The organism is Streptomyces sp. NPDC050504 (assembly GCF_044458065.1).
Taxonomy (GTDB): Bacteria; Actinomycetota; Actinomycetes; order Streptomycetales; family Streptomycetaceae; genus Streptomyces.
Window position 1 is genome coordinate 477,398 of the sequence record NZ_JBITHO010000004.1, and the last position, 23,121, is coordinate 500,518.

Consider the following 23,121-nt stretch of genomic DNA (forward strand, 5'->3'; position numbering starts at 1 on the left):
GGTGTCAAGGGTGTATAAGAGTGCCCGTCGCGTCCGTTATCGGACCGACACCTGAGAGAGGGCGACGTCCCGTGACCGGACCGTGCCACCATGTGAGCCGCGATATACGGAGGAGCCGGTGACGGCAGCAGCGCAGCAGTCGGGAAGGCGGGCCATGGGTACCGACGGGGGCAGTACGGAGAGCGAGGCGGGCACCACGACCCGCACCGCGCGCGTTCCCAAGTACTACCGTCTCAAGCGTCACTTGCTCGATATGACCGAAACCCTACCCCCCGGCACTCCTGTACCACCGGAGCGAACCCTGGCGGCGGAGTTCGACACCTCCCGCACGACGGTGCGCCAGGCGCTCCAGGAACTCGTCGTCGAGGGCCGGCTGGAGCGCATCCAGGGCAAGGGCACGTTCGTGGCCAAGCCGAAGGTCTCGCAGGCGCTGCAACTCACCTCGTACACCGAGGACATGCGGGCCCAGGGACTGGAGCCGACCTCCCAGCTCCTGGACATCGGGTACGTCACCGCGGACGACACCCTCGCCGGGCTGCTCGACATCAACGCGGGCGGGCGCGTGCTGCGCATCGAGCGGCTGCGCCTGGCGAGCGGCGAGCCGATGGCGATCGAGACGACGCACCTGTCGGCGAAGCGCTTCCCCGCGCTGCGCCGCTCCCTGGTGAAGTACACCTCCCTCTACACCGCGCTCGCCGAGGTGTACGACGTGCGGCTCGCCGAGGCCGAGGAGACCATCGAGACCTCGCTGGCGACGCCGCGCGAGGCGGGGCTGCTGGGCACGGACGTGGGCCTGCCGATGCTGATGCTCTCCCGGCACTCGATCGACGGGAACGGCGAGCCGGTGGAGTGGGTCCGCTCGGTCTACCGCGGCGACCGCTACAAGTTCGTGGCGCGGCTGCAGCGGCCCACCGACTAGGGCGGCGCGCACGGGCCCCCGGGGCCCCTACGAGCCAGAACCGCACGGGGTGTAGCGCAGGTCACATCTGTGCTCTACGGTCCTTCCGTCACGCATGGACGGGAGGACCACCCGGTGCGCAACGCCAACCCACGAACCATCGTCGTCTGGACGCTCGTAGCCCTCGTGGGCGCCGCGGGCTGGACCGTACTGGCGCTCTCGCGGGGCGAGGAGGTGTCGGCCGCCTGGATGGTGGCCGCCGCCGTCGGCTCGTACGCGATCGGATACCGCTTCTACTCGCGCTTCATCGCCAACCGGGTGCTCAGGGTCGACAAGACCCGCGCGACCCCGGCCGAACGGCTCGACAACGGGATCGACTTCCACCCCACGGACCGCCGCGTCCTGCTCGGTCACCACTTCGCCGCCATCGCGGGCGCGGGCCCGCTCGTCGGCCCGGTGCTCGCGGCGCAGATGGGGTACCTGCCGGGCACGATCTGGATCGTCGCGGGCGTCGTGCTCGCCGGGGCCGTGCAGGACATGGTCGTCCTGTTCTTCTCGACCCGGCGGGACGGCAAGTCGCTGGGCCAGATGGCCCGCGACGAGATCGGCCCGCTCGGCGGCGCCGCCGCCCTGCTCGCCGCCTTCCTCATCATGATCATCCTGCTCGGGGTGCTCGCCCTGGTGATCGTGAACGCCCTGGCGCACTCGCCCTGGGGCACCTTCTCCATCGGAATGACCCTGCCCATCGCCCTGTTCATGGGCTTCTACCTGCGGATACTGCGCCCCGGGCGGGTCTCGGAAGTGACCCTGATCGGCGTCGGGCTGCTGCTCCTCGCGCTGGTCGCGGGCCGCTGGGTCGCCGAGTCCTCGCTCGCCGACGCCTTCACGCTCGCGCCGTCCACGCTGGTGGTCTGGCTCGTCGCGTACGGCTTCGTCGCGTCCGTGCTGCCCGTGTGGATGCTGCTCGCGCCGCGCGACTACCTCTCCACCTTCATGAAGATCGGCACGGTCGTCCTGCTGGCGCTCGGCGTCGTACTCACCGTGCCGACGCTGAAGATGGACGCCGTCACCGACTTCGCCTCGCGCGGCGACGGCCCGGTCTTCGCCGGCTCGCTCTTCCCCTTCGTCTTCATCACCATCGCCTGCGGAGCGCTCTCCGGCTTCCACGCGCTGATCTCCTCGGGCACGACGCCGAAGATGGTGCAGAAGGAGACCCAGATCCGGATGATCGGCTACGGCTCCATGCTGATGGAGTCCTTCGTGGCGATCATGGCGATGGTCGCCGCGTGCATCGTCGACCCGGGCCTGTACTTCGCGATGAACGCGCCCGCCGGGGTCATCGGCGACAGCGTGCAGTCCGCGTCCCAGGCCGTGGCGAACCTCGGATACTCCATCTCTCCCGACCAGTTGAAGGCCGCGGCCGACGCCGTGGAGGAGCAGACGCTGCTCTCCCGGACGGGCGGCGCGCCCACGCTCGCCGTCGGGGTGTCCGAGATCTTCTCGAAGGTCGTCGGGGGCAGCGGGGCGAAGGCGTTCTGGTACCACTTCGCGATCATGTTCGAGGCGCTGTTCATCCTGACCGCGCTGGACGCGGGCACCAGGGTCGGCCGGTTCATGCTCCAGGACATGCTCGGGAACGTCTACAAGCCGTTCAGGAACGTGAGTTGGAAGCCCGGGATGCTCTTCGCGAGCGCGGCCGTCGTCGGCCTGTGGGGGTACTTCCTGTGGGTCGGCGTCCACGAGCCGCTCGGCGGGATCAACCAGCTCTTCCCGGTCTTCGGCATCTCCAACCAGTTGCTCGCCGCCGTCGCCCTGACCGTCTGCACCACGCTCCTGATCAAGTCGGGACGGCTCAAGTGGGCCTGGATCACCGGGATCCCGCTCGCCTGGGACGTCACCGTGACGCTCACCGCGAGCTGGCAGAAGGTGTTCTCGGACGACCCGCGCGTCGGCTTCTTCACCCAGGCCGAGCGCTACCGGGACGCCATCGACGACGGGAAGGTCCTGCCGCCCGCCAAGTCGATGGACGACATGCACACCGTCGTCACCAACTCGACGGTGGACGGCGTCCTCTCCGCGGTGCTCGCCCTCCTGATCGTGGTCGTCGTCGCGGACGCGGCACGGGTCTGTGTGAAGGCCGTGCGCGACCCCGCGTCGGCGAAGCTCAGCGAGGCGCCCCACACGGAGTCGAAGCTGACCGCCCCCGCCGGACTGTTCGCGACGAAGCCGGAGAAGGAAGAGGCGGCGAGGGAGGCGGCGAGACATGCTGAACGCTCTGCGTCGGGGAGCTAGCGCGGTGCGCTGGTACGTGCGCGAGCTGACCGACGAGACGGCGTACGAGCGGTACGTGGCGCACCTGCGCGGCCACGATCCGGCCGTACGGGTGCCGACGCGGCGCGAATTCGAGCGGATGCGGACGGACCGGCAGGAGTCGGACCCCCGCTCGGGCTTCCGCTGCTGCTGACCGCGGCGGGCCCCCTTGGCAAGCCCCTGTCCGGATAGCGGACAGGGGTTCCATAGAGCGAGATAGTCCCTTAGATTTCCCGCACGTTGCAGAGGGATCAGCGAGGGGACGGTGCCCACGTATGCCGCAAGTGCCAGATGAGAACAGACCCGTGATCACGCCCGTGCGCGTGATCATCGGCCTCTGTCTCGCCGCGCCGTTCGTCGCCATGCTCTGGGTCGACTCGTACGCGAAGATCGACCCCAAGCTCGCCGGCATCCCGTTCTTCTACTGGTACCAGATGCTCTGGGTGGTCGTCTCGACCGCGCTCACGATGGTCGCGTACCAGCTGTGGAAGCACGACCAGCGCGCCCGCAAGGGGGGTGCGGCGAAGTGAAGGACGGCGTGAACGGCGTCGCGCTCGCCGTCTTCATCTTCTTCTTCCTGGCCGTCACGGTCATGGGCTTCCTCGCCTCGCGCTGGCGCAGGGCCGAGAACGAGAACAGCCTGGACGAATGGGGCCTCGGCGGCCGTTCGTTCGGCACCTGGGTCACCTGGTTCCTGCTCGGCGGCGACCTCTACACCGCGTACACCTTCGTCGCCGTCCCGGCGGCGATCTACGCGGCGGGCGCGGCGGGCTTCTTCGCCGTCCCGTACACGATCCTGGTGTACCCGCTGATCTTCACCTTCCTGCCGCGCCTGTGGTCGGTCTCGCACAAGCACGGGTACGTCACCACCTCGGACTTCGTGCGCGGGCGCTTCGGCTCCAAGGGGCTGTCGCTGGCGGTCGCCGTCACCGGCATCCTCGCCACGATGCCGTACATCGCGCTCCAGCTGGTCGGCATCCAGGCCGTCCTGGACGTGATGGGCGTCGGCGGCGGCGAGAACACCCACTGGTTCGTCAAGGACCTGCCGCTGCTGCTGGCGTTCGGCGTGCTGGCGGCGTACACCTACTCCTCCGGGCTGCGCGCGCCCGCCCTGATCGCCTTCGTCAAGGACACCCTGATCTACCTGGTGATCCTGGTCGCGATCATCTACATCCCGTACAAGCTGGGCGGTTTCGACGAGATCTTCGCCAAGGCGGGCGACGCCTACGCGCAGATCAACCCGGCGACGGACAAGCCGCGCGGCGCGCTGGTGCCCGGCGAGATGGGGCAGTGGGGGTACGCGACGCTCGCGCTCGGTTCGGCGCTCGCGCTCTTCATGTACCCGCACTCGATCACCGCGACGCTCTCCTCCAAGAGCCGCGAGGTCATCCGCCGCAACACGACCATCCTGCCGCTGTACTCGCTCATGCTGGGCCTGCTCGCACTGCTCGGCTTCATGGCGATCGCGGCCGGGATCAAGGTCAAGAACGGTCAGCTGGCCATCCCGCAGCTCTTCGAGAACATGTTCCCCGACTGGTTCGCGGGCGTGGCCTTCGCCGCGATCGGCATCGGCGCGCTGGTGCCCGCCGCGATCATGTCGATCGCCGCGGCAAACCTCTTCACGCGCAACATCTACAAGGACTTCATCAGGCCGGACGCGACGCCCGAGCAGGAGACCAAGGTCTCCAAGCTGGTCTCGCTGCTGGTGAAGGTGGGCGCGCTGGCGTTCGTCCTGACCATGGACAAGACCGTCGCGATCAACTTCCAGCTGCTCGGCGGGATCTGGATCCTCCAGACGCTGCCCGCGCTGGTGGGCGGCCTGTTCACCCGCTGGTTCCACCGCTGGGCGCTGCTCGCGGGCTGGGCCGTGGGCATGGTGTACGGCACGGCCGCGGCGTACGGGGTGGCCTCGCCGACCCAGAAGCACTTCGGCGGCTCGTCGGCGGAGATCCCCGGCATCGGGGAGATCGGCTACATCGGCCTCACCGCGTTCGTGCTGAACGTGGTCGTCACCGTGGTCATGACGTTCGTCCTGAAGGCGGTCAACGCGCCCGACGGCATCGACGAGACCTCGCCCGAGGACTACACGGCGGACGCCGGCGACCCCGGGGTCCGGGCCGAGCTGCCGAAGGCGACGGCGGGCTCCGGCCACTAGGCCGTCCGGGCCTTCCGGGCCGCCGAACGGGCCGTCGCACATACGTGCGGCGGCCCGTTCGACGTACGCGATGATGGCCCGCATGACGACCCCGAGGACGCGCCGCACCGCCCCGCTCCTGCTGCTCCCCGTCCTGCTCGTCGCCGCCTGCGGCACCGAGCGGGCAGGAGCGGGCGCCGCGCCGCCGCGGGCCGAGCTGGAGGCGCGCGCCCGCGCCGCGCAGACCTCGGTCGACTTCGTGTACGTCACCGAGGTGACCGGCTTCACGGTCGCCAAACAGTCGGTCGGGGTCGTCGGCGACGACGGCTACGGCGCGGTCCACACCGACGGGAGCGGCAGGATGTTCCAGCTCTCCGTCGAGCGGAAGCGGGGTCAGAAGGGCGGCTACCGCAAGGGCGCGACCGACCACCGGTTCGTACGGATCGACGGCGAGCGGGTGATCACGGCGAGCGGCGAGCTGTCGGCCGTCGACGAACAGACGCTGCGCGACGCGGTCGACGGCGCCCACCGCGCGAACGACAGGGAGCTGGACGAGGTGCTGCCCGAGGCGACCGCGAGCGGCGCCACGGGCGGCGGCGCGGACGTGGAGCGCGGCGACCTCCCGGCCGACGGCGACGGGGCCCCGGTGGACCCCGTGGACCCGGAGAGCGCATCGGGCTGAGCGCCCCGACCGGCCCGGACGCCGCCCGCCCAGGCGGCACAAGGGAAAGCGGCTCCGCGGCGCGCGCACGGCACAATTCGGGCGACCCCGAACAGGTGCCCCGAGACGGGCGACACAACATGTGGTGGGTGCCGCATCAGGCACCCCCCACATGTATGCTCGTCCTCGCTGTCGTCGCAGGGGAATCCGGTGAAAATCCGGAACTGTCCCGCAACGGTGTTCTTTGGCACGCTTTTCCGTGCCCGTGAGTCCGATGACCTGCCGACGGCGCATCCGGTTCAGCCGAACCGGGTGCCCAGACGTCCGGGCCTCGCGGTTGGGCCGGTGGACGCCGTCCGGTGTGCCCTTCGCGCCTGCCCGGACGGCGCCCCGCTGCCCCCGCCGGCCCCGAGCCGAGCGAGGGAGAGCCTCCACGTGACGATCGCGCCCGCCGATCCCGCTTCAGTCGCGACCGCGGACACCGACGGTCCCGGAACCGCACTGCTGCGGACCCTGACCGACCTCACGGTCGACCTGCCCGACACCGACCCGGGCAAGGTCGCGGCCGCCGCGCTGCGCGGCCGGCACGCCGGGTCGGACGCCGCCGAGCTCCGCGACCTCGCCACCGACGCCGCCGCCGGGCTGATCGCGGAGGACCCCGCGTACTCGAAGCTGGCCGCCCGCCTCCTCGCCCGTACGATCGCCGACGAGGCCCGGAGCCAGGGCGCCGTCGTCTTCTCCGCCTCCGTCGCCGTCGGGCACCGCGAGGGCCTGATCGCCGACCGCACCGCCGAATTCGTCACGCTGCACGCCGCCGCGCTGGACGCGCTGATCGACCCGCTGGGCGACGACCGCTTCGAGTACTTCGGCCTGCGCACCCTCTACAGCCGCTACCTGCTGCGCCACCCGATCACCCGCAAGGTGATCGAGACCCCGCAGCAGTTCATGCTGCGCGTCGCCGCGGGCCTGGCCGAGAACAACTCGCCGCGCGCCCTGGACGAGGTCGCGGCGCTCTACCGCCTGATGAGCCGCCTCGACTACCTCCCCTCGTCGCCGACGCTCTTCAACTCCGGCACCCGCCACCCGCAGATGTCCTCCTGCTACCTGCTGGACTCGCCGCTGGACGAGCTGGACTCGATCTACGAGCGCTACCTCCAGGTCGCGCGGCTCTCCAAGCACGCGGGCGGCATCGGCATCCCCTACTCCCGGGTGCGCTCGCGCGGCTCGCTGATCCGGGGCACCAACGGCCACTCCAACGGCATCGTGCCCTTCCTCAAGACCCTCGACGCCTCGGTCGCCGCGGTGAACCAGGGCGGCCGCCGCAAGGGCGCCGCCGCGGTCTACCTGGAGACCTGGCACGCGGACATCGAGGAGTTCCTGGAGCTGCGCGACAACACGGGCGAGGACCAGCGCCGCACGCACAACCTCAACCTGGCGCACTGGATCCCCGACGAGTTCATGCGCCGCGTGAACGCCGACGCCGACTGGTCGCTCTTCTCCCCCGCCGACGTCCCCGAGCTGGTCGACCTGTGGGGCGACGAGTTCGACGCCGCCTACCGGGCCGCCGAGGCCAAGGGCCTGGCGCGCAGGACGATGCCCGCGCGCGACCTGTACGGCCGCATGATGCGCACGCTCGCGCAGACCGGCAACGGCTGGATGACGTTCAAGGACGCCTCCAACCGGGCCGCCAACCAGACCGCGCTGCCGGGCCGCGTCGTGCACTCCTCGAACCTGTGCACGGAGATCCTGGAGGTCTCCGACGACGGCGAGACGGCCGTCTGCAACCTCGGCTCGATCAACATGGGCGCGTTCGTCACCGAGGCCGGCGAGATCGACTGGGACCGCCTGGACTCCACGGTCCGCACGGCCGTGACCTTCCTCGACCGCGTCGTGGACATCAACTTCTACCCGACCGAGCAGGCCGGGAACTCCAACGCCAAGTGGCGTCCGGTGGGCCTGGGCGCCATGGGCCTCCAGGACGTCTTCTTCAAGCTGCGGCTGCCCTTCGACTCCGCCGAGGCCAAGGCGCTCTCCACGAAGATCGCCGAGCGGATCATGCTCACGGCGTACGAGGCGTCCTGCGACCTCGCCGAGCGCGCGGGCACCTTCCCGGCCTGGGACGAGACCCGTACGGCGCGCGGCGTGCTGCACCCGGACCACTTCGACACCGAGCTGAACTGGCCGGAGCGCTGGGACGCCCTGCGGGCGCGCGTCGCGAAGACCGGCATGCGCAACTCGCTGCTCCTCGCGATCGCCCCGACCGCGACGATCGCATCGATCGCGGGCGTCTACGAGTGCATCGAGCCGCAGGTCTCCAACCTCTTCAAGCGCGAGACGCTGTCCGGCGAGTTCCTCCAGGTCAACTCGTACCTCGTACGGGACCTCAAGGAGCTGGGCGTGTGGGACGCCCGCACCCGCGACGCGCTGCGCGACGCCAACGGCTCGGTCCAGGGCTTCGCGTGGATCCCCGCCGACGTGCGCGAGCTGTACCGCACGGCGTGGGAGATCCCGCAGCGCGGCCTGATCGACATGGCCGCCGCGCGCACCCCGTTCCTGGACCAGTCGCAGTCCCTGAACCTCTTCCTGGAGACCCCGACCATCGGGAAGCTCAGCTCCATGTACGCGTACGCGTGGAAGCAGGGCCTGAAGACCACGTACTACCTGCGCTCGCGCCCCGCGACGCGCATCGCGGGCGCGGCCCGCGCGCAGGCCCCCGTCCCCGCGCAGGCGTCCCCCCAGGTCGCCGACCCGGACGCGGTCGCCTGCTCCCTGGAAAACCCCGAGTCCTGCGAGGCCTGCCAGTAATGTCCACCGAAGCCACCGGCGCCACCGGCGCCGCCAAGAACCTGCTCGACCCCGGCTTCGAGCTGACGCTCCGCCCGATGCGCTACCCCGACTTCTACGAGCGCTACCGGGACGCGATCAAGAACACCTGGACCGTCGAGGAGGTCGACCTCCACTCCGACGTCGCCGACCTCGCCAAGCTCACCCCCGGTGAGCAGCACATGATCGGCCGTCTGGTCGCGTTCTTCGCGACGGGCGACTCGATCGTGGCGAACAACCTGGTGCTCACGCTCTACAAGCACATCAACTCCCCCGAGGCGCGCCTGTACCTGTCGCGCCAGCTGTTCGAGGAGGCCGTGCACGTCCAGTTCTACCTGACGCTGCTCGACACCTACCTCCCCGACCCGGACGACCGCGCCGCCGCGTTCGACGCCGTCGAGAACATCCCCTCCATCCGCGAGAAGGCGCAGTTCTGCTTCAAGTGGATCAACGAGGTCGAGAAGCTCGACCGGCTGGAGACGAAGGCCGACCGCCGTCGCTTCCTGCTCAACCTGATCTGCTTCGCGGCGTGCATCGAGGGCCTGTTCTTCTACGGCGCCTTCGCGTACGTCTACTGGTTCCGCTCGCGCGGCCTGCTGCACGGCCTGGCGACCGGCACCAACTGGGTGTTCCGCGACGAGACCATGCACATGAACTTCGCGTTCGAGGTCGTGGACACGGTCCGCAAGGAGGAGCCCGAGCTCTTCGACGACGAGCTCCAGCAGCAGGTCACCGACATGCTGAAGGAGGCCGTCGAGGCGGAGCTCCAGTTCGGCCGCGACCTGTGCGGTGACGGCCTGCCCGGCATGAACACCGAGTCGATGCGCCAGTACCTGGAGTGCGTCGCCGACCAGCGCCTCGTGCGCCTCGGCTTCCCCGCGCTGTACGGCTCCGAGAACCCGTTCGCGTTCATGGAGCTCCAGGGCGTCCAGGAGCTGACGAACTTCTTCGAGCGCCGCGTCTCGGCCTACCAGGTGGCCGTGGAGGGCAACGTCTCCTTCGACGACGACTTCTAGACCCGGCAAACGGATGGGGGGCACCGCGCGAGCGGTGCCCCCCATCCGTGCGTCCGGGTCCGTACGGATCAGCGGGTCAGCGGGTCAGGGCACGTCCGGTGGCGAGCGGGGCCCGCCGCGCCACTTCCGGTGGGGAGAGCGGATCGTCGAGGGCCGGCAGCCCCGCCTCCGCGCGGGCGAGCTGACGATCGACGGCCCGCTCCTTGAGGTGTCCGATGAGCGAGGGAAGGGCGACAAGCGTGAAAACGACCGCTACGGCGAGGTAGTCCAGGAATGTGTTCATGCCTCAACTCTCGCTCTCCGCAAGGAAAACGGTCAGTGGCAGGACTGACACACAGCATCGAATTACTGCCACACTGCTGCCATGCTGAAGAACGTGGCCGCAGTGGTGCTCGACGGCGTACACCCCTTCGAACTGGGCGTCGTCTGCGAGGTGTTCGGGTTCGACAGGAGCGACGAGGGGCTGCCCGTGCACGACTTCGCGGTCGTCTCGGCCGAGGGCCCCGTCCTCGCCACCCCCGCCGGGTTCACCATCAACGTCCCGCACGGCCTCGACCGCCTCGAAGAGGCCGACCTCATCGCCCTCCCCGCCGGACTGCACTACGTGGACCGGGAGTTCCCGCCCGAGCTGCTGCGCGCCCTGTGCGACGCCGTCGACCGGGGCGCCCGCATCCTGGGCGTCTGCTCGGGCAACTTCATCCTCGGCGCGGCCGGGCTGCTCGACGGCAGGCGCTGCGCCTCGCACTGGCGGTACGCCAAGGAGCTGGCGATCCGCTTCCCCCGGGCGCACATCGAGCCCGACGTGCTCTACGTGGACGCCGACCCGGTCTTCACGTCGGCCGGCACGGCGGCGGGCATCGACGCCTGTCTGCACCTGCTGCGCCAGGAGTACGGCCCCGAGACCGCGAACGGCGTCGCCCGCCGCATGGTCGTGCCGCCGCACCGGGACGGCGGCCAGGCCCAGTACATCGAGCGGCCGCTGCCCCGCTCGCGGTGCGACACCGTCGGCGGGGTCCTCGTCTGGATGGACCAGCACCTCGACGAGGAGGTGACCGTCGAACAGCTCGCCGCCCGCGCCCACATGTCGCCGCGCACCTTCGCGCGCCGCTTCCAGCAGGAGACCGGCACCACCCCGTACCGCTGGCTCCTGCGCCAGCGCGTCCTGCTGGCGCAGCGGCTGCTGGAGACCACCGACGAGACGGTGGACGCGATCGCGGTGCGCGCGGGCTTCGGCACGGCCGCCGCCCTGCGCCACCAGTTCACCCGCTCGCTGGGCACCACGCCCAACAGCTACCGCCGTACGTTCCGGGTGGTCTCCTGAACGTACGGCGGCGGTCGCTCGACCAACTCAACCGGTCGGACGTTTACGCGTTGGGGACGACCGGGTAGCGGGGCGTGCCCTCTTCCATCTGGCGCAGGGCGTCCTTGCGCTCGCGCTTGGAGAGGCGGTCGATGTACAGGTAGCCGTACAGGTGGTCCGTCTCGTGCTGGAGGCAGCGCGCGAAGTAGCCGGTGCCCCTGACCTTGATCGGGTTGCCCTTCTCGTCCTGCCCGGTGACCTCGGCGTAGTCCGGGCGGGCCAGCGAGGCGTAGGCGGTGGGCACGGAGAGGCAGCCCTCGTTGGAGTCGTCGAGGACGCGGCGCTCTGCGGGCAGCTCGGTGAGGACCGGGTTGCAGACGACGCCCACGTGGCGCAGGCCCTCGTCGTCCATGCAGTCGTAGACGAAGACCTTCAGGTCGACGCCGATCTGGTTGGCGGCCAGGCCCACGCCCTCCGCCGTCCGCTGGCTGGCGAACATGTCGTCGACGAGCGCCGCGAGCCCGTCACCGAATTCGGTGACGTCCTTGCACTCCTTGTGCAGCACGGGGTTGCCGACGACCGTGATCGGCCGCGACGTGCCGCGCCCGCGGTGGGCCTCCTCGCGGGCCTCGGTGTCCTCGGTGTCGACGACGAAGCCCTCGTCGTCCACGGGGAGCACGCCGCCCCGCTCCTGCTCGGTGTCCTGCTGCGCCATGTCCGCCGTACGCCTTCCTCAAACCTGGACCGGTGTCGCGTACAGCCTACGGCCCCCGGTCAGCAGACTTCTTCGAGATCGCGCCACTCCCGGCTGTCGGGACTGTCCGCGACCCAGCCGTCGAGCAGCCCGCGCACCAGTCCCGAGGGCGCCGCGATGCCGCACTCGCGCTCCGGCACCCACAGGTCGCCCGCCGTGCGGTGGCCGAGCGGGCCCGGATGGCCCGGCTCGCTGTGGTCGTGCGGGTCCAGGTGCTCCCCGTCGCCCTCGTCGCTGGGCATCCGCGACTCCGAGCAGGCCCGGCAGAGCAGCCGCACGGACGAGGACCAGTCCTCGGCGGCGAACCCGGCGTCGGACGCGAGGCGCTCCAGCGCGTCCCTGTCCGCCTCCGTGGCGGCCTCCAGGAGCACCACCCAGGTCGGCACCGGCGAGGGCGCCCACAGCTCGATCTCGTCGAAGACCGGGTACGAGGGCCCGGCGGCCGTGGTCCGCTCGCCGTGCGGCACGCCGTCGTGGAGCACGACCTCGCCCCAGCGGCGCCCGGAGGACGGCAGCGGAATGGACAGCACCTCGATGCGCGCGGGGTCGAGCCTGCGTCCCCACACCACCTCGGCCTCGCCCTCGGGCGAGAGCCGCACGGCCGCGGAGCCCAGCTGCATCCCGGCGGGCTCGCCGCCCGCCGCGACGTCGCCCGGCACCTTCAGCCCGTACGCCTGCCAGGCGCGCCTGGCCAGCGGCCAGTCCTGGAGCGCGGTGGCCGCGATGCCGACGTTCCACCAGTCGGGCGCCCCCGCCTCCCTGTCGAGCAGCGCGACGGCCCGCAGGCCCGCGGCACGCGCCTGTTCCCAGTCGTGCCGGAACTTGTGCAGCAGCGCCAGGTTGAACCAGGACTCGGAGAGCCAGGGCTCCAAGTCGGCCGCACGCGTCAGCAACGCCCCCGCGTCCTCGTACCGACCGTCACCGATCAGCGTGAACGCGCGGTCCGTGGCCTGCCGCCACGAGGCGGAGGGCCGATGCCGTACCTTCCCGAAGATCCTCACGATTCCCGCCTGTCCCGGACTGGACACCCTCTTCTTCGCATCCAACCATGCCCGGCCGGACGCCCGCTCATTACCCATGGGTTACCCAGGTGGCAGAGGGGTAAGACCGTCCCTCGCCAGGACTCTGGCGAGGGCTTCCACGACCTCGGGCTGGTAGTCGTGCCCGGTGCCGAGCCTGAGCTTCTCCAGGGCGCCCAGGGCCCCGCCGGGGCCGCTACCCGCCAGGTCGTCGTAGGCGTTGACGACCCGTACGACCCGGGCGGGCAGCGGCTGGTCGCGGTACGGATCGGCCTGCCGTTCGACGACGACGGCGACCTCGGCCGGGACTCCGGTCTGGCGCACCACCGCACCGCCCAGCAGCGCGATCCGCTGCTGTTCGGGGCCCGGGAGGGTGGCGGTGGCGCCGTCGGGGACCGGGTCGACCAGGGAGAGCTGGCCGATGTCGTGCATCAGGGCCGCGTGTTCGAGGAGGACGAGCCCGGGGCCCGAGAGCCCCACCTCCCGGCCGACCGCGAGGCTGAGGGCCGCGACCCGGTGGGCGTGGCCGTGCGGGGTGTAGCCGGCGATCTCGGTGGCCCTGGCCAGGGAGGCGATGGTCTGCCGGTAGGTGGTGCGCACGGCCGCGTAGCGGCGGAACGACACCTGGGTGAGGAGCAGCGGCACGCAGAAGACGCAGAGCGCCCACAGTCCGGCCACGGCGACGCCCAGCGCCATGACGACACCGGTCGCGCAGACCGCCGAGCCGATGCCGAGCAGGGCGCGCAGTTCGTCGCGGAGCAGCGGGCCGTAGGGATAGGCGGTCCTGGCGCGGGCCATCAGGGCGGCCAGGACGGCGTCGCAGAGCGCGGTGAGGGCCAGCAGCACCAGCAGGAACAGCGCGTAGGGTGCGCCGTCGCCGACGAGCCCGGCGAGCCTGCCGGAGTTGTAGAGCGGCTGGAAGCAGGCGGCGGCGAAGGCGACGGTGAGCACGCGGCGGGCGAGCTGGTCGGGCGAGGGGCCCGTGCCGCGCGCGACGTGCGGGACGGCGCCGACGAGGGTGCCGGTGACGACGACGGCGACGGTCTGGAGCACGCCGTGGGTGGTGGGCTGTCCGCCGCTCTGGCCCAGCAGGGCGTACGCGAGGGCGCCCGCCGCTCCCAGGGGCGCCGGTTCGCGCTCGCCCGCGTCGCGCTCCAGCGGCGCGCGGCCGCCGGGGCGGCGCGGGCCGGGGGGCGTGCGCCAGCGGGCCAGCTCGCCCAGGGCGACGAGGGCCCCGAAGGCCAGGGCGTTGCCCGGTTCGGCGACGCCGTTCCACAGGGTCGCGGCGAACCCGGCGGCGACGAGGAGGGCGGCGCCCGTGTGGACGGCCCACAGGACGGCCCTCACCCGACGCGCTCCGCGAGGGAGTCGGACTGCGCCTGTTGTGCGGAGCCCTCCGCCGGTACGGAGGGCTCCGCGCCCGTCTCCCCGGCGGCCCTGCCCGGCACCGGGGCGCCCGTCCCGTCGGCCGTGACGACGCTCTCCCAGCCGTCGCGCTCCAAGGCGCGGGCGAGCGCGTGGACCATCGCGGGGTCGAACTGCGTCCCCGCGCACCGCACCAGCTCCGCGACGGCCGCCTCCACGGGCCTGGCGCGCCGGTAGGAGCGGGTGGAGGTCATCGCGTCGAAGGCGTCGGCGACGGCGACCACCCGGGCGAACTCCGGAATGGCTTCGCCGGAGAGGCCGTACGGGTAGCCACTGCCGTCGATGCGCTCGTGGTGGTGGAGGATCGCGGCGCGGGCCTCGCCGAGGAAGCCGATGCCGCGCACGATCTCGTGGCCGTACTCCGGGTGCAGTTCGATCACCCGCCGCTCCTCGGCGGTGAGCGGCCCGTCCTTGCGCAGCACGCGCGTGGGCACGCCGAGCTTGCCGACGTCGTGCAGGATCCCGGCGAACCGCAGGACTTCCAGGCGCCGCTCGTCCATGCCCAGCTCGCGGGCGATGAGCACCGACGCCCGCCCCACCCGTTCGCTGTGGCCCCTGGTGTAGCGGTCCTTGATGTCGACGGCCTGGACCAGGGCCCTGATGGTCGCCTGGTGCGCGGCGCGCTCGCGGTGGTACTGCGCGAAGACCCAGCAGGAGATGTACATGGGCAGCAGGACGAAGAGCGCGGCGACCGGTCCGTACGGGCTGCGCCACAGCACGGCCATCATCAGTCCGGCGAGCCCGTGCACGGCGTGCGGGGCGAGCGAGCGCACCAGCAGGCCGCGCCAGGCGGTGCCGGGCGGCCGTCCCTCGGCGGTGGCCAGGATCCCGCCCTCCAGGGCGGCGAGGACCGCGCTGAACACCAGGACGGCGGCGGCCATGGGCAGCAGGACGTCGGGGAAGTCGGGCCCGCCGCCGTTGCCGCCGTCGGCGTCCCCGCCGCCGCTGCCGCCCAGCAGGGGGCGCCCGCCGAGCAGGGCGTGCGCCCAGGCGGCCGCGTCGACGGCGACGACCAGCTGTGCGGCGTGCCAGACGCGGCGCACGAGAGGGGCGCGCCTGCCCCCTTCGGTGCGGCCGACGAGCGCGCCGCCGACGGCGACGAGGCCCGCGGCCGGGGGCGGCAGCAGGAAGACCGCGGCGAGCAGGACGGGGAAGAACGACCCGGCGGGCACCGGCACCGGCACGCGGCGCCGGGTGAGCGGGCAGTGCTCGGGCAGCTCGCAGGCCGCGTACACGGCGGAGAGGAGGGCGACGGCCCCCCACGGGACCCGCGCTCCTGGAAGCAGGGCCGGCAGGGTGCTGCCGACGGCCGCCAAGACGGCACACAGCACATAGAGGCGCGCCGCCACCGGTAGTACCCGCACGCCCGTTCCTCCTCACCCACCCCTCAACTCGACGGCAAGGCTAGCGAGTTGCCCGGCGCACGAAGCGACGAAGGGGGCGATTAGCACGTACGGGTGACACGTCCGCAAAACACCCGAGGGGCGCCCCGCTTTCGCGGGGCGCCCCTCAAGAACGCGTTTGCGGCTACTCCTTGACCGCGCCGGGCAGCTCGGCCCCGGCGACGTCCTGTTCGGGAACGACCTGTCCCGACCGGATCAGATCGATCCGTCCCATCACCTTGGACCGCAGGTCAGCGGGGACGTCGTCCTGTCCGCAGCAACGCTTCACCAGCTTCTTCACGGCCTGTTCGAGGCCGTACTTCTCCAGGCACGGCGAGCACTCCTCGAAGTGCACCTCGAACTTGTCGCAGTCGCTGTCGGGCATCTCGTGGTCGAGGAACTCGTAGAGATGGTCCAGGACTTCAGAGCAGTCCGTCTCGTGCGGCTCTCCGCAGCTCATGAGCCCGAGCCTTTCCGATCGTTCGACGAACCTCCGGCACCCGCGGGGACGAGCCCGCGCTCCCGGGCGTAGTCCTCCAGCATGCCGCGCAACTGGCGGCGACCGCGGTGCAGTCGGGACATCACCGTGCCGATGGGTGTACCCATGATGTCCGCGATCTCCTTGTAGGCAAAGCCCTCGACGTCCGCGAGATAGACCGCTATCCGGAATTCCTCGGGGATCGCCTGGAGCGCCGCCTTCACGTCGGAGTCCGGCAGGTGGTCGAGCGCCTGCGACTCGGCCGACCTGAGACCGGTCGACATGTGCGACTCGGCGCGCGCGAGCTGCCAGTCCTCGATCTCCTCGGCGGCGCTGCGCTGCGGTTCGCGCTGCTTCTTGCGGTAGGAGTTGATGAAGGTGTTCGTGAGGATCCGGTACAGCCACGCCTTCAGGTTCGTGCCCTCGCGGAACTGGTGGAAGGACCCGTACGCCTTCGCGTACGTCTCCTGCACGAGGTCCTCGGCGTCCGCCGGATTGCGCGTCATGCGGAGTGCGGCCGAGTACATCTGGTCGAGGTAGCCCAGCGCATCCCGCTCGAACCGAGCGTTGCGCTCGGCGGTCGTCTCTTCCGACCCGTCGGACCCTTCGGACGCTACATCGGTCCCAGTGACCGGACCCACCTCCTCCAACGTCGTGGCGAGGCCGAACGCGGCTCCGCTCGAATCGGAGCTTAGACGACGATCCGGTCCGCCCGCCGCTCGAATCCGAGCGGTCTTGGCCGCGGGCAGGACGGTCCACTCCAGGTCAGCGGCGCTGGAACGCTGCGGGCAGATGGTCGAACCCATGCGACGGACACCCTCTCCACTTACGACGTGCGAATGCTGATGTCCGCCACAACAGTGGTCACGTGCTCAACATTCCCGGAGCCGGGAAAGCCACGCGCCGACGTGTGCGGCGAGGCCGTCCACCGCCTCCTCCTGACCCACGGGGGCGCGCTTGGGCACGGCGAAGCCGTGGTCCCCGAACGGGACCCCGACGAGTTCGTACGCCCCTTCGGGGAACTCCTCCGGCTTCCCGAAGGGGTCGTTGCCGCCCTGCACGACGAGCGTCGGCAGGCCGGTGCCCAGCAGTTCGTCGGCGCGGGACTTCTCCGGCTTGCCCGGCGGGTGCAGCGGGAAGCTCAGCGCGAGCACTCCCACGGCGCCGAGTTCGCGGCCGGTCCTGCAGGCGACCCTGGCGCCCGCGCTGCGGCCGCCCGCGACCACGGGCAGCCCGCGCTTCTCCAGGACCGGCCAGAGTCCGCGCCACCCGGCGTCGAGGGTCTTGGGGGCGGGGGCGACCTTCTTGCCCGCGACGCGCCAGGGCTGCTCGACGAGGGCGACGGTGACGCCGTGGCGGGGGGCGGTGTCCGCGATCGCCCTCAGGTCGCGGGCCTCGATGCCGCCGCCGGCGCCGTGCCCGAGAGCGAGGACGAGCCGGGCGTCCCGGCTCCCGTGCCACGTGACCCGTGCGAGCCCTGCGGGCGTCTCCACCTCATCAATGTCCACGCGCCCATTGTGCGACCCCCCACCCGCTGCGCGGGGGCGTCAAAGACCGCGCAGTTCCCCGCGCCCCTCAAGGGGCGCGGGGAACTGCGCGAGAGCGGGGCACACGCGCAACGTGCCGCCCGCCGCAGGCGAACGCCGCCCCCGTGCAACGGCGCCCGCACCGCGCCCCCCCTCAGAACAGCGTCCCCTCCTCCGGGCCCTCCAGCTCCCGCAGCAGCTCGGGCCCGTTGTTCCGCACGTTGCTGACCGCCGTCCCCACGGCGTACGCCCGCATCAACCCGCCCTCGGGCGCCGCGAGCAGCCCCCGCAGCGAGGCCGGGTCGGTGTGCCCGGGGTCCAGCCACGCGTCCCACCGGTCGCGCGGCAGCATCAGCGGCATCCTGGGGTGGATGTCGGCCAGCGACGCGGGCCCCTCCGCCGGGGCCACCCCCAGCGGCCCGGTCTCCGCCTCCAGCGTGATCACCGAGCAGGTGGCCCACCACGCCGACGGATGGTCGTCGGGCAGCGTCCGGTCCCGCCAGAACTCGTACAGCCCGGCCATCGCCAGCACGGACCCGTCCGCGGGGGTCACGAAGTACGGCTGCTTGCGCGGCCGCTTCTTCTTCCCCTCGACCTCCAGGTCCCGCTCCCCCGCCCCGGTGACCCACTCGTAGTAGCCGTCGGCGGGCACGATGCAGCGCCGCGCCTCGAAGGCCCGCCGGAACGACGGCTTCTCGTGCACGGTCTCCGACCGCGCGTTGATCATCCGCGCCGCCCCCTCGGGCGACTTCGCCCAGGACGGCACGAGCCCCCACTTGAGCGGCCGCAGCTGCCGTACGGGACGGGGATCCCCGGTGCCCTTGAGCGGCCGCTCCAGGACCGCGTACACGCTCTTGGTCGGCGCGACGTTCCAGTCGGGCGCGAGCGTCTCCTCGGGCTCCCACCGCTCCACCTCGAAGACCCCGGTCAGCTCCTCCGGACCGCGGCTCGCGGCGAACCGTCCGCACATCCGAAACCACCCCTCCCTCTACTGCCCTGACCCTTACCCTCCGTGAACGCTACCGGGGGCGGAGTCCCTCACGGCGAGGATCACAGCAAGGAGTGCCACACTTCCTGGACCCCAGCCGACGCCCGACCGCGACGAGGAGCAGCCGAGCCATGGCCTTGGAAGTCTTCGACACCCAGCCCGCCCCCGAGGAGTGGCTGGTGTACGCGACGGCGGCCGCCGCGCTCGCCGCCGTCGTCCCGCGCGCCCTCTGGCGGCTCACCCGCAACGCGATCACCATCGCCCACGAGGGCGGTCACGGCCTCGTCGCGCTCGCCACGGGCCGCCGCCTCGACGGCATCAGGCTGCACTCCGACACGAGCGGCCTCACGGTGAGCCGGGGCAGGCCCACCGGCCTCGGCATGATCCTCACCGCGGCCGCCGGCTACACCGCGCCGCCGCTGCTGGGCCTCGGCGGCGCGGCCCTGCTGGCCTCCGGGCGCATCACGCTCCTGCTGTGGGCGGCCACCGCCCTGCTCCTGGCCATGCTGGTGATGATCCGCAACGCGTACGGGGCGCTGACCGTCGTCGTCACGAGCGCCGCGTTCCTCCTGGTGTCGTGGCTGACCGAACCGGACGTCCAGTCGGCGTTCGCGTACACCGCCGTGTGGTTCCTCCTCCTGGGCGGCGTGCGCCCCGCCTTCGAGCTCCAGCACAAGCGGCGGTACGGCGGGGCGCCCGACTCCGACGCGGACCAGCTGGCCCGGCTGACCCACGTCCCCCCGGCCCTCTGGCTCTTCCTCTTCCACGCCGTGTCGCTCTGTTCGCTGATCGGCGGCGGGCGCTGGCTGCTCGGCATCTGAGGGCCGCCCACCACTAAAGTGGAGGGCATGACCGAAAGCCCCGCGCACGCCCTGCCCGCCCTCTGGCCCGCCCCTCACGCGAGCGGAGCCGTCGACGCGACGGTCACCGTGCCCGGATCGAAGTCGGTCACCAACCGCGCCCTCGTCCTCGCCGCCCTCGCCGCCGAGCCCGGCTGGCTGCGCCGTCCCCTGCGCTCCCGCGACACCCTGCTGATGGCCCAGGCGCTGCGCGCGATGGGCGTGGGCATCGAGGAGACCGTGTCGTCCAGCTCGTCCGTCGCCGGCGGCCCCGACGGTTCGGGCGAGGCCTGGCGCATCATTCCCAACGCCCTGCACGGCCCGGCCCGGGTGGACGTCGGCAACGCCGGAACGGTCATGCGGTTCCTGCCGCCGGTCGCCGCGCTCGCCGACGGCCCGATCCGCTTCGACGGCGACCCCAGGTCGTACGAGCGTCCGCTGGGCGCGGTCATCGGGGCGCTGCGCACGCTGGGCGCCCGCATCGACGACGAGGGGCGCGGTTCGCTCCCCATGACCGTGCACGGCGGCGGCGCCCTGGACGGCGGCCTGGTCGAGATCGACGCCTCGTCGTCCTCCCAGTTCGTCAGCGCCCTGCTGCTCTCCGCACCGCGTTTCAACCAGGGCGTGGAGGTGCGCCACGTGGGCAGCACCCTGCCCTCGATGCCGCACATCCGGATGACCGTCGACATGCTGCGCGCGATCGGCGCCCAGGTCGACGAGCCGGAGACCGGCGGCGAGCCCAACGTGTGGCGGGTCTCCCCCTCCGCGCTGCTCGGCCGCGACCTGACCGTCGAGCCCGACCTCTCCAACGCCCAGCCGTTCCTCGCCGCCGCGCTGATCACCGGCGGCCGGGTGACCGTCCCCGACTGGCCCGCGCGCACCACGCAGCCCGGTGACGCGCTGCGCCGGATCTTCACGGAGATGGGCGGCTCCTGTGAGCTCGACGAGCGCGGTCTGACCTTCACGGGCACCGGCACGGTCCACGGCATCGACGTGGACCTGAGCGAGGTCGGCGAGCTGACCCCGGGCATCGCGGCCGTCGCCGCGCTGGCCGACTCCCCGTCCACGCTGCGCGGCGTCGCCCACCTGCGACTGCACGAGACGGACCGGCTCGCGGCGCTCACCAAGGAGATCAACGAGCTGGGCGGCGACGTCACGGAGACCGCCGACGGCCTGCACATCCGCCCGCGCCGACTGCACGGCGGCATCTTCCACACGTACGACGACCACCGCATGGCGACGGCCGGCGCGATCATCGGGCTCGCGGTGCCGGGCGTGGAGATCGAGAACGTGGCGACGACGGCCAAGACACTGCCCGATTTCCCGCGGATGTGGACGACGATGCTCGCGGGAGTCTGAGCCGATGCGCCGCTACGGCAAGAACCCCGACGAGGACGACGTCCGCGTCCGCCCGAACCGCAAGGGCAACCGCCCCCGTACGAACATCAGGCCCAAGCACGAGGACGCCGCGGACGGCATGGTCCTCACCGTCGACCGGGGCCGGCTGACCTGCCTCGTCGACGGCCGTGCGGTCGTCGCGATGAAGGCCCGCGAGCTGGGCCGCAAGGCCGCCGTGGTCGGCGACACGGTCTCCCTGGTGGGCGACCTGTCGGGCGACAAGGACACCCTGGCGCGCGTCGTGCGCATCGGCGAGCGGACGTCCGTGCTGCGCCGCACGGCGGACGACGACGATCCGTTCGAGCGCGTGGTCGTGGCCAACGCCGACCAGCTGGCCATCGTCACGGCCCTCGCGGACCCCGAGCCGCGCCCCCGCCTCATCGACCGCTGCCTGGTGGCCGCGTACGACGGCGGGCTCTCGCCGCTGCTGGTGCTCACCAAGTCGGACCTGGCGGGCCCCGAGGGCCTCCTCGACCTGTACGGCGCGCTGGACATCCCGTACGTCGTGACGAGCCGCGAGGAGCTGGAGGACGGCGACGCGGCGGCCGACCGGGTCAGGGAGTTCCTGAACGACAAGGTGACGGCGTTCGTCGGGCACTCGGGCGTCGGCAAGACGACGCTGGTCAACGCGCTGGTCCCGCCGGACAGGCGGCGTACGACGGGGCACGTCAACGCCGTCACGGGGCGCGGCCGCCACACCACCACGTCCGCGCTCGCGCTCCCCCTTCCGGACGAACGCGGCTGGGTGATCGACACCCCGGGCGTGCGCTCGTTCGGCCTCCACCACGTGGACCCCTCGCGGGTCATCCTCGCCTTCCCCGATCTGGTGCCGGGCACCGAGGAATGCCCGCGCGCGTGCAGCCACGACGAGCCGGACTGCGCGCTGGACGCCTGGGTCGAGGAGGGGAAGGCCGATCCGGCCCGCCTCTACTCGCTGCGGCGGCTGCTCGCCACGCGGGAGCGGCGCGAGGGCGACTGACCTGCGAGGCGTTTGCTGCCGTACCGTCCAGGTAAATGCATAATCGCACCAACCGACAGGAGTGAGGCGAACCATGGGTGCGGGCATGGCGTGGCTGCTGGTCGTGGTCGCCGGGATCCTGGAGACCGGGTTCGCCGTGTGCCTCAAGCTCTCGCACGGCTTCACCCGGCTGTGGCCCACGATCGCCTTCGCGGCGTTCGCGCTGGGCAGCTTCGGCCTGCTGACGCTCTCGCTGAAGAAGCTCGACGTGGGCCCCGCCTACGCGGTGTGGACGGGCATCGGGGCGGCCGGTACGGCGATCTACGGAATGATCTTCCTGGACGACGTGGTCTCGGTGCTCAAGCTCGTCTCGATCTCGCTGGTGATCGTCGGCGTCATCGGCCTCCAGCTCTCGGGCTCGGCGCACTGACCGCGGTCCGCACGACGGGGCCCACGCCCTCGGCGCCCGGCGCCACCACGTGCGACAGCGCGAGGCGGGCGGCCAGTTCGCAGCGGTGGGCCAGCGCGTCGTCCTTGCCGCCCAGCACGGCGAGCGAGCGGTCGCGGACGGCGGCGAGCAGTTCGGTCGGTCCCGGCAGGTCCCCGTCCGCGCGCCGCTGGGCCGGTACGGCGGAGGCGGAGCCGGGGCGCCTGGCCTGCCGGGGCGCCGGGAGCCGTTCGCCCCAGCAGCCGGTGAGCAGCGCGCGCAGCAGGGGGCGGGCCCTGGCCTCGCCCACGGTCCACTCGGCGAGCGCGACCAACGCGTCGGCACCGGACCTGGCATCGCCGGGCCTGAGGTCTCCCGGCCTGACGTCACCGCCCCTGGTGCCGCCGGGCCGGAAATCGCCCGCCCTCGCGTTGCCCGTTCGCGTTTCGACCGCGCGGGGCTGGGGGGTACGGCCGGTGAGGACGCGTTCGACTCCGTACAGGTACAGATCGGCCTCGCGCCGGACCAGGGCTCGGGCGAGGCCGTCCTTGCTGCCGAACTCGTTGTAGAGGGTCTGCCGGGAGACGCCCGCCGCGGACGCCACGTCGACCATGCGGACCCTTGACCAGGGCAGGTGCTGGAGCGCCGTCAGAGCGGCGTCAAGTAAGGACTCTCGGGCTGTAGGCATCGTCGCCTCCACGCCTTGCGGCTCTGGGCACAGAGTTGACTCAGCACCACGCACTGTCAATAGCCGCGGCGGGCAAGGGCCCCGGTAGCCCGTGCGA

At 71.8% G+C, this 23,121-nt stretch carries 23 protein-coding genes and 1 riboswitch; of the genes, 13 read left to right on the top strand and 10 right to left on the bottom strand.

What is annotated here, in order from left to right:
- The first annotated feature begins 154 nt into the window (after positions 1 to 154).
- From ACIBNE_RS17410 to ACIBNE_RS17445, 8 genes are all read left to right on the top strand, one after another.
- Positions 155 to 919, top strand: a complete 765-nt coding sequence (locus ACIBNE_RS17410) for a GntR family transcriptional regulator (RefSeq protein WP_399272308.1) — start codon at positions 155 to 157, stop codon at positions 917 to 919.
- A 114-nt stretch (positions 920 to 1,033) separates the two neighbouring features.
- Complete coding sequence (locus ACIBNE_RS17415) at positions 1,034 to 3,190, top strand: carbon starvation CstA family protein (protein WP_399272310.1); 2,157 nt, start codon at positions 1,034 to 1,036, stop codon at positions 3,188 to 3,190.
- Entirely contained in the window at positions 3,162 to 3,362 is a 201-nt protein-coding gene (locus tag ACIBNE_RS17420) for a CstA-like transporter-associated (seleno)protein (RefSeq protein ID WP_399272312.1), read from the top strand. Before ACIBNE_RS17415 ends, ACIBNE_RS17420 begins: the two co-directional genes overlap by 29 nt.
- 121 nt (positions 3,363 to 3,483) lie before the next feature.
- A complete protein-coding gene (locus ACIBNE_RS17425; protein ID WP_399272314.1) occupies positions 3,484 to 3,738 on the top strand; it encodes a DUF3311 domain-containing protein in 255 nt (84 codons plus the stop codon).
- A complete protein-coding gene (gene mctP, locus ACIBNE_RS17430) occupies positions 3,735 to 5,363 on the top strand; it encodes a monocarboxylate uptake permease MctP (protein ID WP_399272316.1) in 1,629 nt (542 codons plus the stop codon). Before ACIBNE_RS17425 ends, mctP begins: the two co-directional genes overlap by 4 nt.
- An 82-nt stretch (positions 5,364 to 5,445) precedes the next feature.
- Positions 5,446 to 6,024, top strand: a complete 579-nt coding sequence (locus ACIBNE_RS17435) for a hypothetical protein (RefSeq protein ID WP_399272317.1) — start codon at positions 5,446 to 5,448, stop codon at positions 6,022 to 6,024.
- A gap of 138 nt (positions 6,025 to 6,162) precedes the next feature.
- A riboswitch (cobalamin riboswitch) is annotated at positions 6,163 to 6,305 on the top strand.
- A gap of 133 nt (positions 6,306 to 6,438) precedes the next feature.
- The gene (locus ACIBNE_RS17440; RefSeq protein ID WP_399272319.1) at positions 6,439 to 8,808 is read left to right on the top strand and encodes a ribonucleoside-diphosphate reductase subunit alpha; all 2,370 of its coding nucleotides are present in this window, start codon (positions 6,439 to 6,441) and stop codon (positions 8,806 to 8,808) included.
- Positions 8,808 to 9,842 (top strand): ribonucleotide-diphosphate reductase subunit beta, encoded by a 1,035-nt coding sequence (locus ACIBNE_RS17445; RefSeq protein ID WP_399272322.1) that lies wholly within the window; start codon positions 8,808 to 8,810, stop codon positions 9,840 to 9,842. Before ACIBNE_RS17440 ends, ACIBNE_RS17445 begins: the two co-directional genes overlap by 1 nt.
- Before the next feature lie 76 nt (positions 9,843 to 9,918).
- On the opposite strand, the gene ACIBNE_RS17450 is transcribed toward ACIBNE_RS17445, so the two are convergent.
- Positions 9,919 to 10,125 (bottom strand): hypothetical protein, encoded by a 207-nt coding sequence (locus tag ACIBNE_RS17450; RefSeq protein ID WP_399272324.1) that lies wholly within the window; start codon positions 10,123 to 10,125, stop codon positions 9,919 to 9,921.
- An 81-nt stretch (positions 10,126 to 10,206) separates the two neighbouring features.
- Between ACIBNE_RS17450 and ACIBNE_RS17455 the strand changes: the two genes are divergently transcribed.
- Positions 10,207 to 11,163, top strand: a complete 957-nt coding sequence (locus ACIBNE_RS17455; RefSeq protein WP_399272326.1) for a helix-turn-helix domain-containing protein — start codon at positions 10,207 to 10,209, stop codon at positions 11,161 to 11,163.
- A gap of 43 nt (positions 11,164 to 11,206) precedes the next feature.
- Here the strand turns inward: ACIBNE_RS17455 and def are convergent, their stop codons facing one another.
- The 8 genes from def to ACIBNE_RS17495 all read right to left on the bottom strand — a co-directional run bounded on the left by def (position 11,207) and on the right by ACIBNE_RS17495 (position 18,696).
- Positions 11,207 to 11,857, bottom strand: a complete 651-nt coding sequence (def, locus tag ACIBNE_RS17460; protein WP_399272328.1) for a peptide deformylase — start codon at positions 11,855 to 11,857, stop codon at positions 11,207 to 11,209.
- Between the two features lie 59 nt (positions 11,858 to 11,916).
- The gene (locus ACIBNE_RS17465) at positions 11,917 to 12,897 is read right to left on the bottom strand and encodes a tetratricopeptide repeat protein (RefSeq protein WP_399272330.1); all 981 of its coding nucleotides are present in this window, start codon (positions 12,895 to 12,897) and stop codon (positions 11,917 to 11,919) included.
- Between the two features lie 81 nt (positions 12,898 to 12,978).
- The gene (locus ACIBNE_RS17470; protein ID WP_399272332.1) at positions 12,979 to 14,262 is read right to left on the bottom strand and encodes an HD-GYP domain-containing protein; all 1,284 of its coding nucleotides are present in this window, start codon (positions 14,260 to 14,262) and stop codon (positions 12,979 to 12,981) included.
- Positions 14,259 to 15,704 (bottom strand): HD-GYP domain-containing protein, encoded by a 1,446-nt coding sequence (locus tag ACIBNE_RS17475; protein WP_399272334.1) that lies wholly within the window; start codon positions 15,702 to 15,704, stop codon positions 14,259 to 14,261. Before ACIBNE_RS17475 ends, ACIBNE_RS17470 begins: the two co-directional genes overlap by 4 nt.
- A 163-nt stretch (positions 15,705 to 15,867) precedes the next feature.
- A complete protein-coding gene (rsrA, locus tag ACIBNE_RS17480; RefSeq protein WP_399272336.1) occupies positions 15,868 to 16,182 on the bottom strand; it encodes a mycothiol system anti-sigma-R factor in 315 nt (104 codons plus the stop codon).
- Positions 16,179 to 16,841, bottom strand: coding sequence for a sigma-70 family RNA polymerase sigma factor (locus ACIBNE_RS17485; protein ID WP_399272960.1), 663 nt, complete (start codon positions 16,839 to 16,841; stop codon positions 16,179 to 16,181). The genes rsrA and ACIBNE_RS17485 overlap by 4 nt, the downstream gene beginning before the upstream one ends.
- A gap of 231 nt (positions 16,842 to 17,072) precedes the next feature.
- Positions 17,073 to 17,708 (bottom strand): alpha/beta family hydrolase, encoded by a 636-nt coding sequence (locus ACIBNE_RS17490; RefSeq protein WP_399272338.1) that lies wholly within the window; start codon positions 17,706 to 17,708, stop codon positions 17,073 to 17,075.
- Positions 17,709 to 17,880: 172 nt separating this feature from the next.
- Positions 17,881 to 18,696: an SOS response-associated peptidase gene (locus ACIBNE_RS17495; RefSeq protein WP_399272340.1), complete on the bottom strand. Its 816-nt coding sequence runs from the start codon at positions 18,694 to 18,696 to the stop codon at positions 17,881 to 17,883.
- Positions 18,697 to 18,845: 149 nt separating this feature from the next.
- Here ACIBNE_RS17495 and ACIBNE_RS17500 point away from each other — a divergent pair, with 149 nt between their 5' ends.
- From ACIBNE_RS17500 to ACIBNE_RS17515, 4 genes are all read left to right on the top strand, one after another.
- Positions 18,846 to 19,535: a M50 family metallopeptidase gene (locus ACIBNE_RS17500; RefSeq protein ID WP_399272342.1), complete on the top strand. Its 690-nt coding sequence runs from the start codon at positions 18,846 to 18,848 to the stop codon at positions 19,533 to 19,535.
- 27 nt (positions 19,536 to 19,562) lie between these two features.
- Positions 19,563 to 20,912: a 3-phosphoshikimate 1-carboxyvinyltransferase gene (gene aroA / locus ACIBNE_RS17505; RefSeq protein ID WP_399272344.1), complete on the top strand. Its 1,350-nt coding sequence runs from the start codon at positions 19,563 to 19,565 to the stop codon at positions 20,910 to 20,912.
- Positions 20,913 to 20,916: 4 nt separating this feature from the next.
- Positions 20,917 to 21,930, top strand: a complete 1,014-nt coding sequence (rsgA, locus tag ACIBNE_RS17510; protein ID WP_399272346.1) for a ribosome small subunit-dependent GTPase A — start codon at positions 20,917 to 20,919, stop codon at positions 21,928 to 21,930.
- An 85-nt stretch (positions 21,931 to 22,015) separates the two neighbouring features.
- Positions 22,016 to 22,339 carry a DMT family transporter gene (locus ACIBNE_RS17515; protein WP_399272962.1) on the top strand — a complete coding sequence of 108 codons (324 nt, stop codon included), beginning with the start codon at positions 22,016 to 22,018 and terminating at the stop codon, positions 22,337 to 22,339.
- Here ACIBNE_RS17515 and ACIBNE_RS17520 read toward each other — a convergent pair.
- The gene (locus ACIBNE_RS17520; protein ID WP_399272348.1) at positions 22,305 to 23,024 is read right to left on the bottom strand and encodes a TetR/AcrR family transcriptional regulator; all 720 of its coding nucleotides are present in this window, start codon (positions 23,022 to 23,024) and stop codon (positions 22,305 to 22,307) included. The genes ACIBNE_RS17515 and ACIBNE_RS17520 overlap by 35 nt on opposite strands.
- Positions 23,025 to 23,121: the final 97 nt, after the last annotated feature.

Bases quoted from the DNA above. Each gene is read 5' to 3' on its own strand.
- ACIBNE_RS17410 (WP_399272308.1), top strand. From the start codon at position 155: ATGGGTACCGACGGGGGCAGTACGGAGAGCGAGGCGGGCACCACGACC.
- ACIBNE_RS17420 (WP_399272312.1), top strand. From the start codon at position 3,162: ATGCTGAACGCTCTGCGTCGGGGAGCTAGCGCGGTGCGCTGGTACGTG.
- ACIBNE_RS17425 (WP_399272314.1), top strand. From the start codon at position 3,484: ATGCCGCAAGTGCCAGATGAGAACAGACCCGTGATCACGCCCGTGCGC.
- ACIBNE_RS17435 (WP_399272317.1), top strand. From the start codon at position 5,446: ATGACGACCCCGAGGACGCGCCGCACCGCCCCGCTCCTGCTGCTCCCC.
- ACIBNE_RS17445 (WP_399272322.1), top strand. From the start codon at position 8,808: ATGTCCACCGAAGCCACCGGCGCCACCGGCGCCGCCAAGAACCTGCTC.
- ACIBNE_RS17450 (WP_399272324.1), bottom strand. From the start codon at position 10,125: ATGAACACATTCCTGGACTACCTCGCCGTAGCGGTCGTTTTCACGCTT.
- ACIBNE_RS17455 (WP_399272326.1), top strand. From the start codon at position 10,207: ATGCTGAAGAACGTGGCCGCAGTGGTGCTCGACGGCGTACACCCCTTC.
- def (WP_399272328.1), bottom strand. From the start codon at position 11,857: ATGGCGCAGCAGGACACCGAGCAGGAGCGGGGCGGCGTGCTCCCCGTG.
- rsrA (WP_399272336.1), bottom strand. From the start codon at position 16,182: ATGAGCTGCGGAGAGCCGCACGAGACGGACTGCTCTGAAGTCCTGGAC.
- ACIBNE_RS17495 (WP_399272340.1), bottom strand. From the start codon at position 18,696: ATGTGCGGACGGTTCGCCGCGAGCCGCGGTCCGGAGGAGCTGACCGGG.
- ACIBNE_RS17500 (WP_399272342.1), top strand. From the start codon at position 18,846: ATGGCCTTGGAAGTCTTCGACACCCAGCCCGCCCCCGAGGAGTGGCTG.
- aroA (WP_399272344.1), top strand. From the start codon at position 19,563: ATGACCGAAAGCCCCGCGCACGCCCTGCCCGCCCTCTGGCCCGCCCCT.
- rsgA (WP_399272346.1), top strand. From the start codon at position 20,917: ATGCGCCGCTACGGCAAGAACCCCGACGAGGACGACGTCCGCGTCCGC.
- ACIBNE_RS17515 (WP_399272962.1), top strand. From the start codon at position 22,016: ATGGCGTGGCTGCTGGTCGTGGTCGCCGGGATCCTGGAGACCGGGTTC.
- ACIBNE_RS17520 (WP_399272348.1), bottom strand. From the start codon at position 23,024: ATGCCTACAGCCCGAGAGTCCTTACTTGACGCCGCTCTGACGGCGCTC.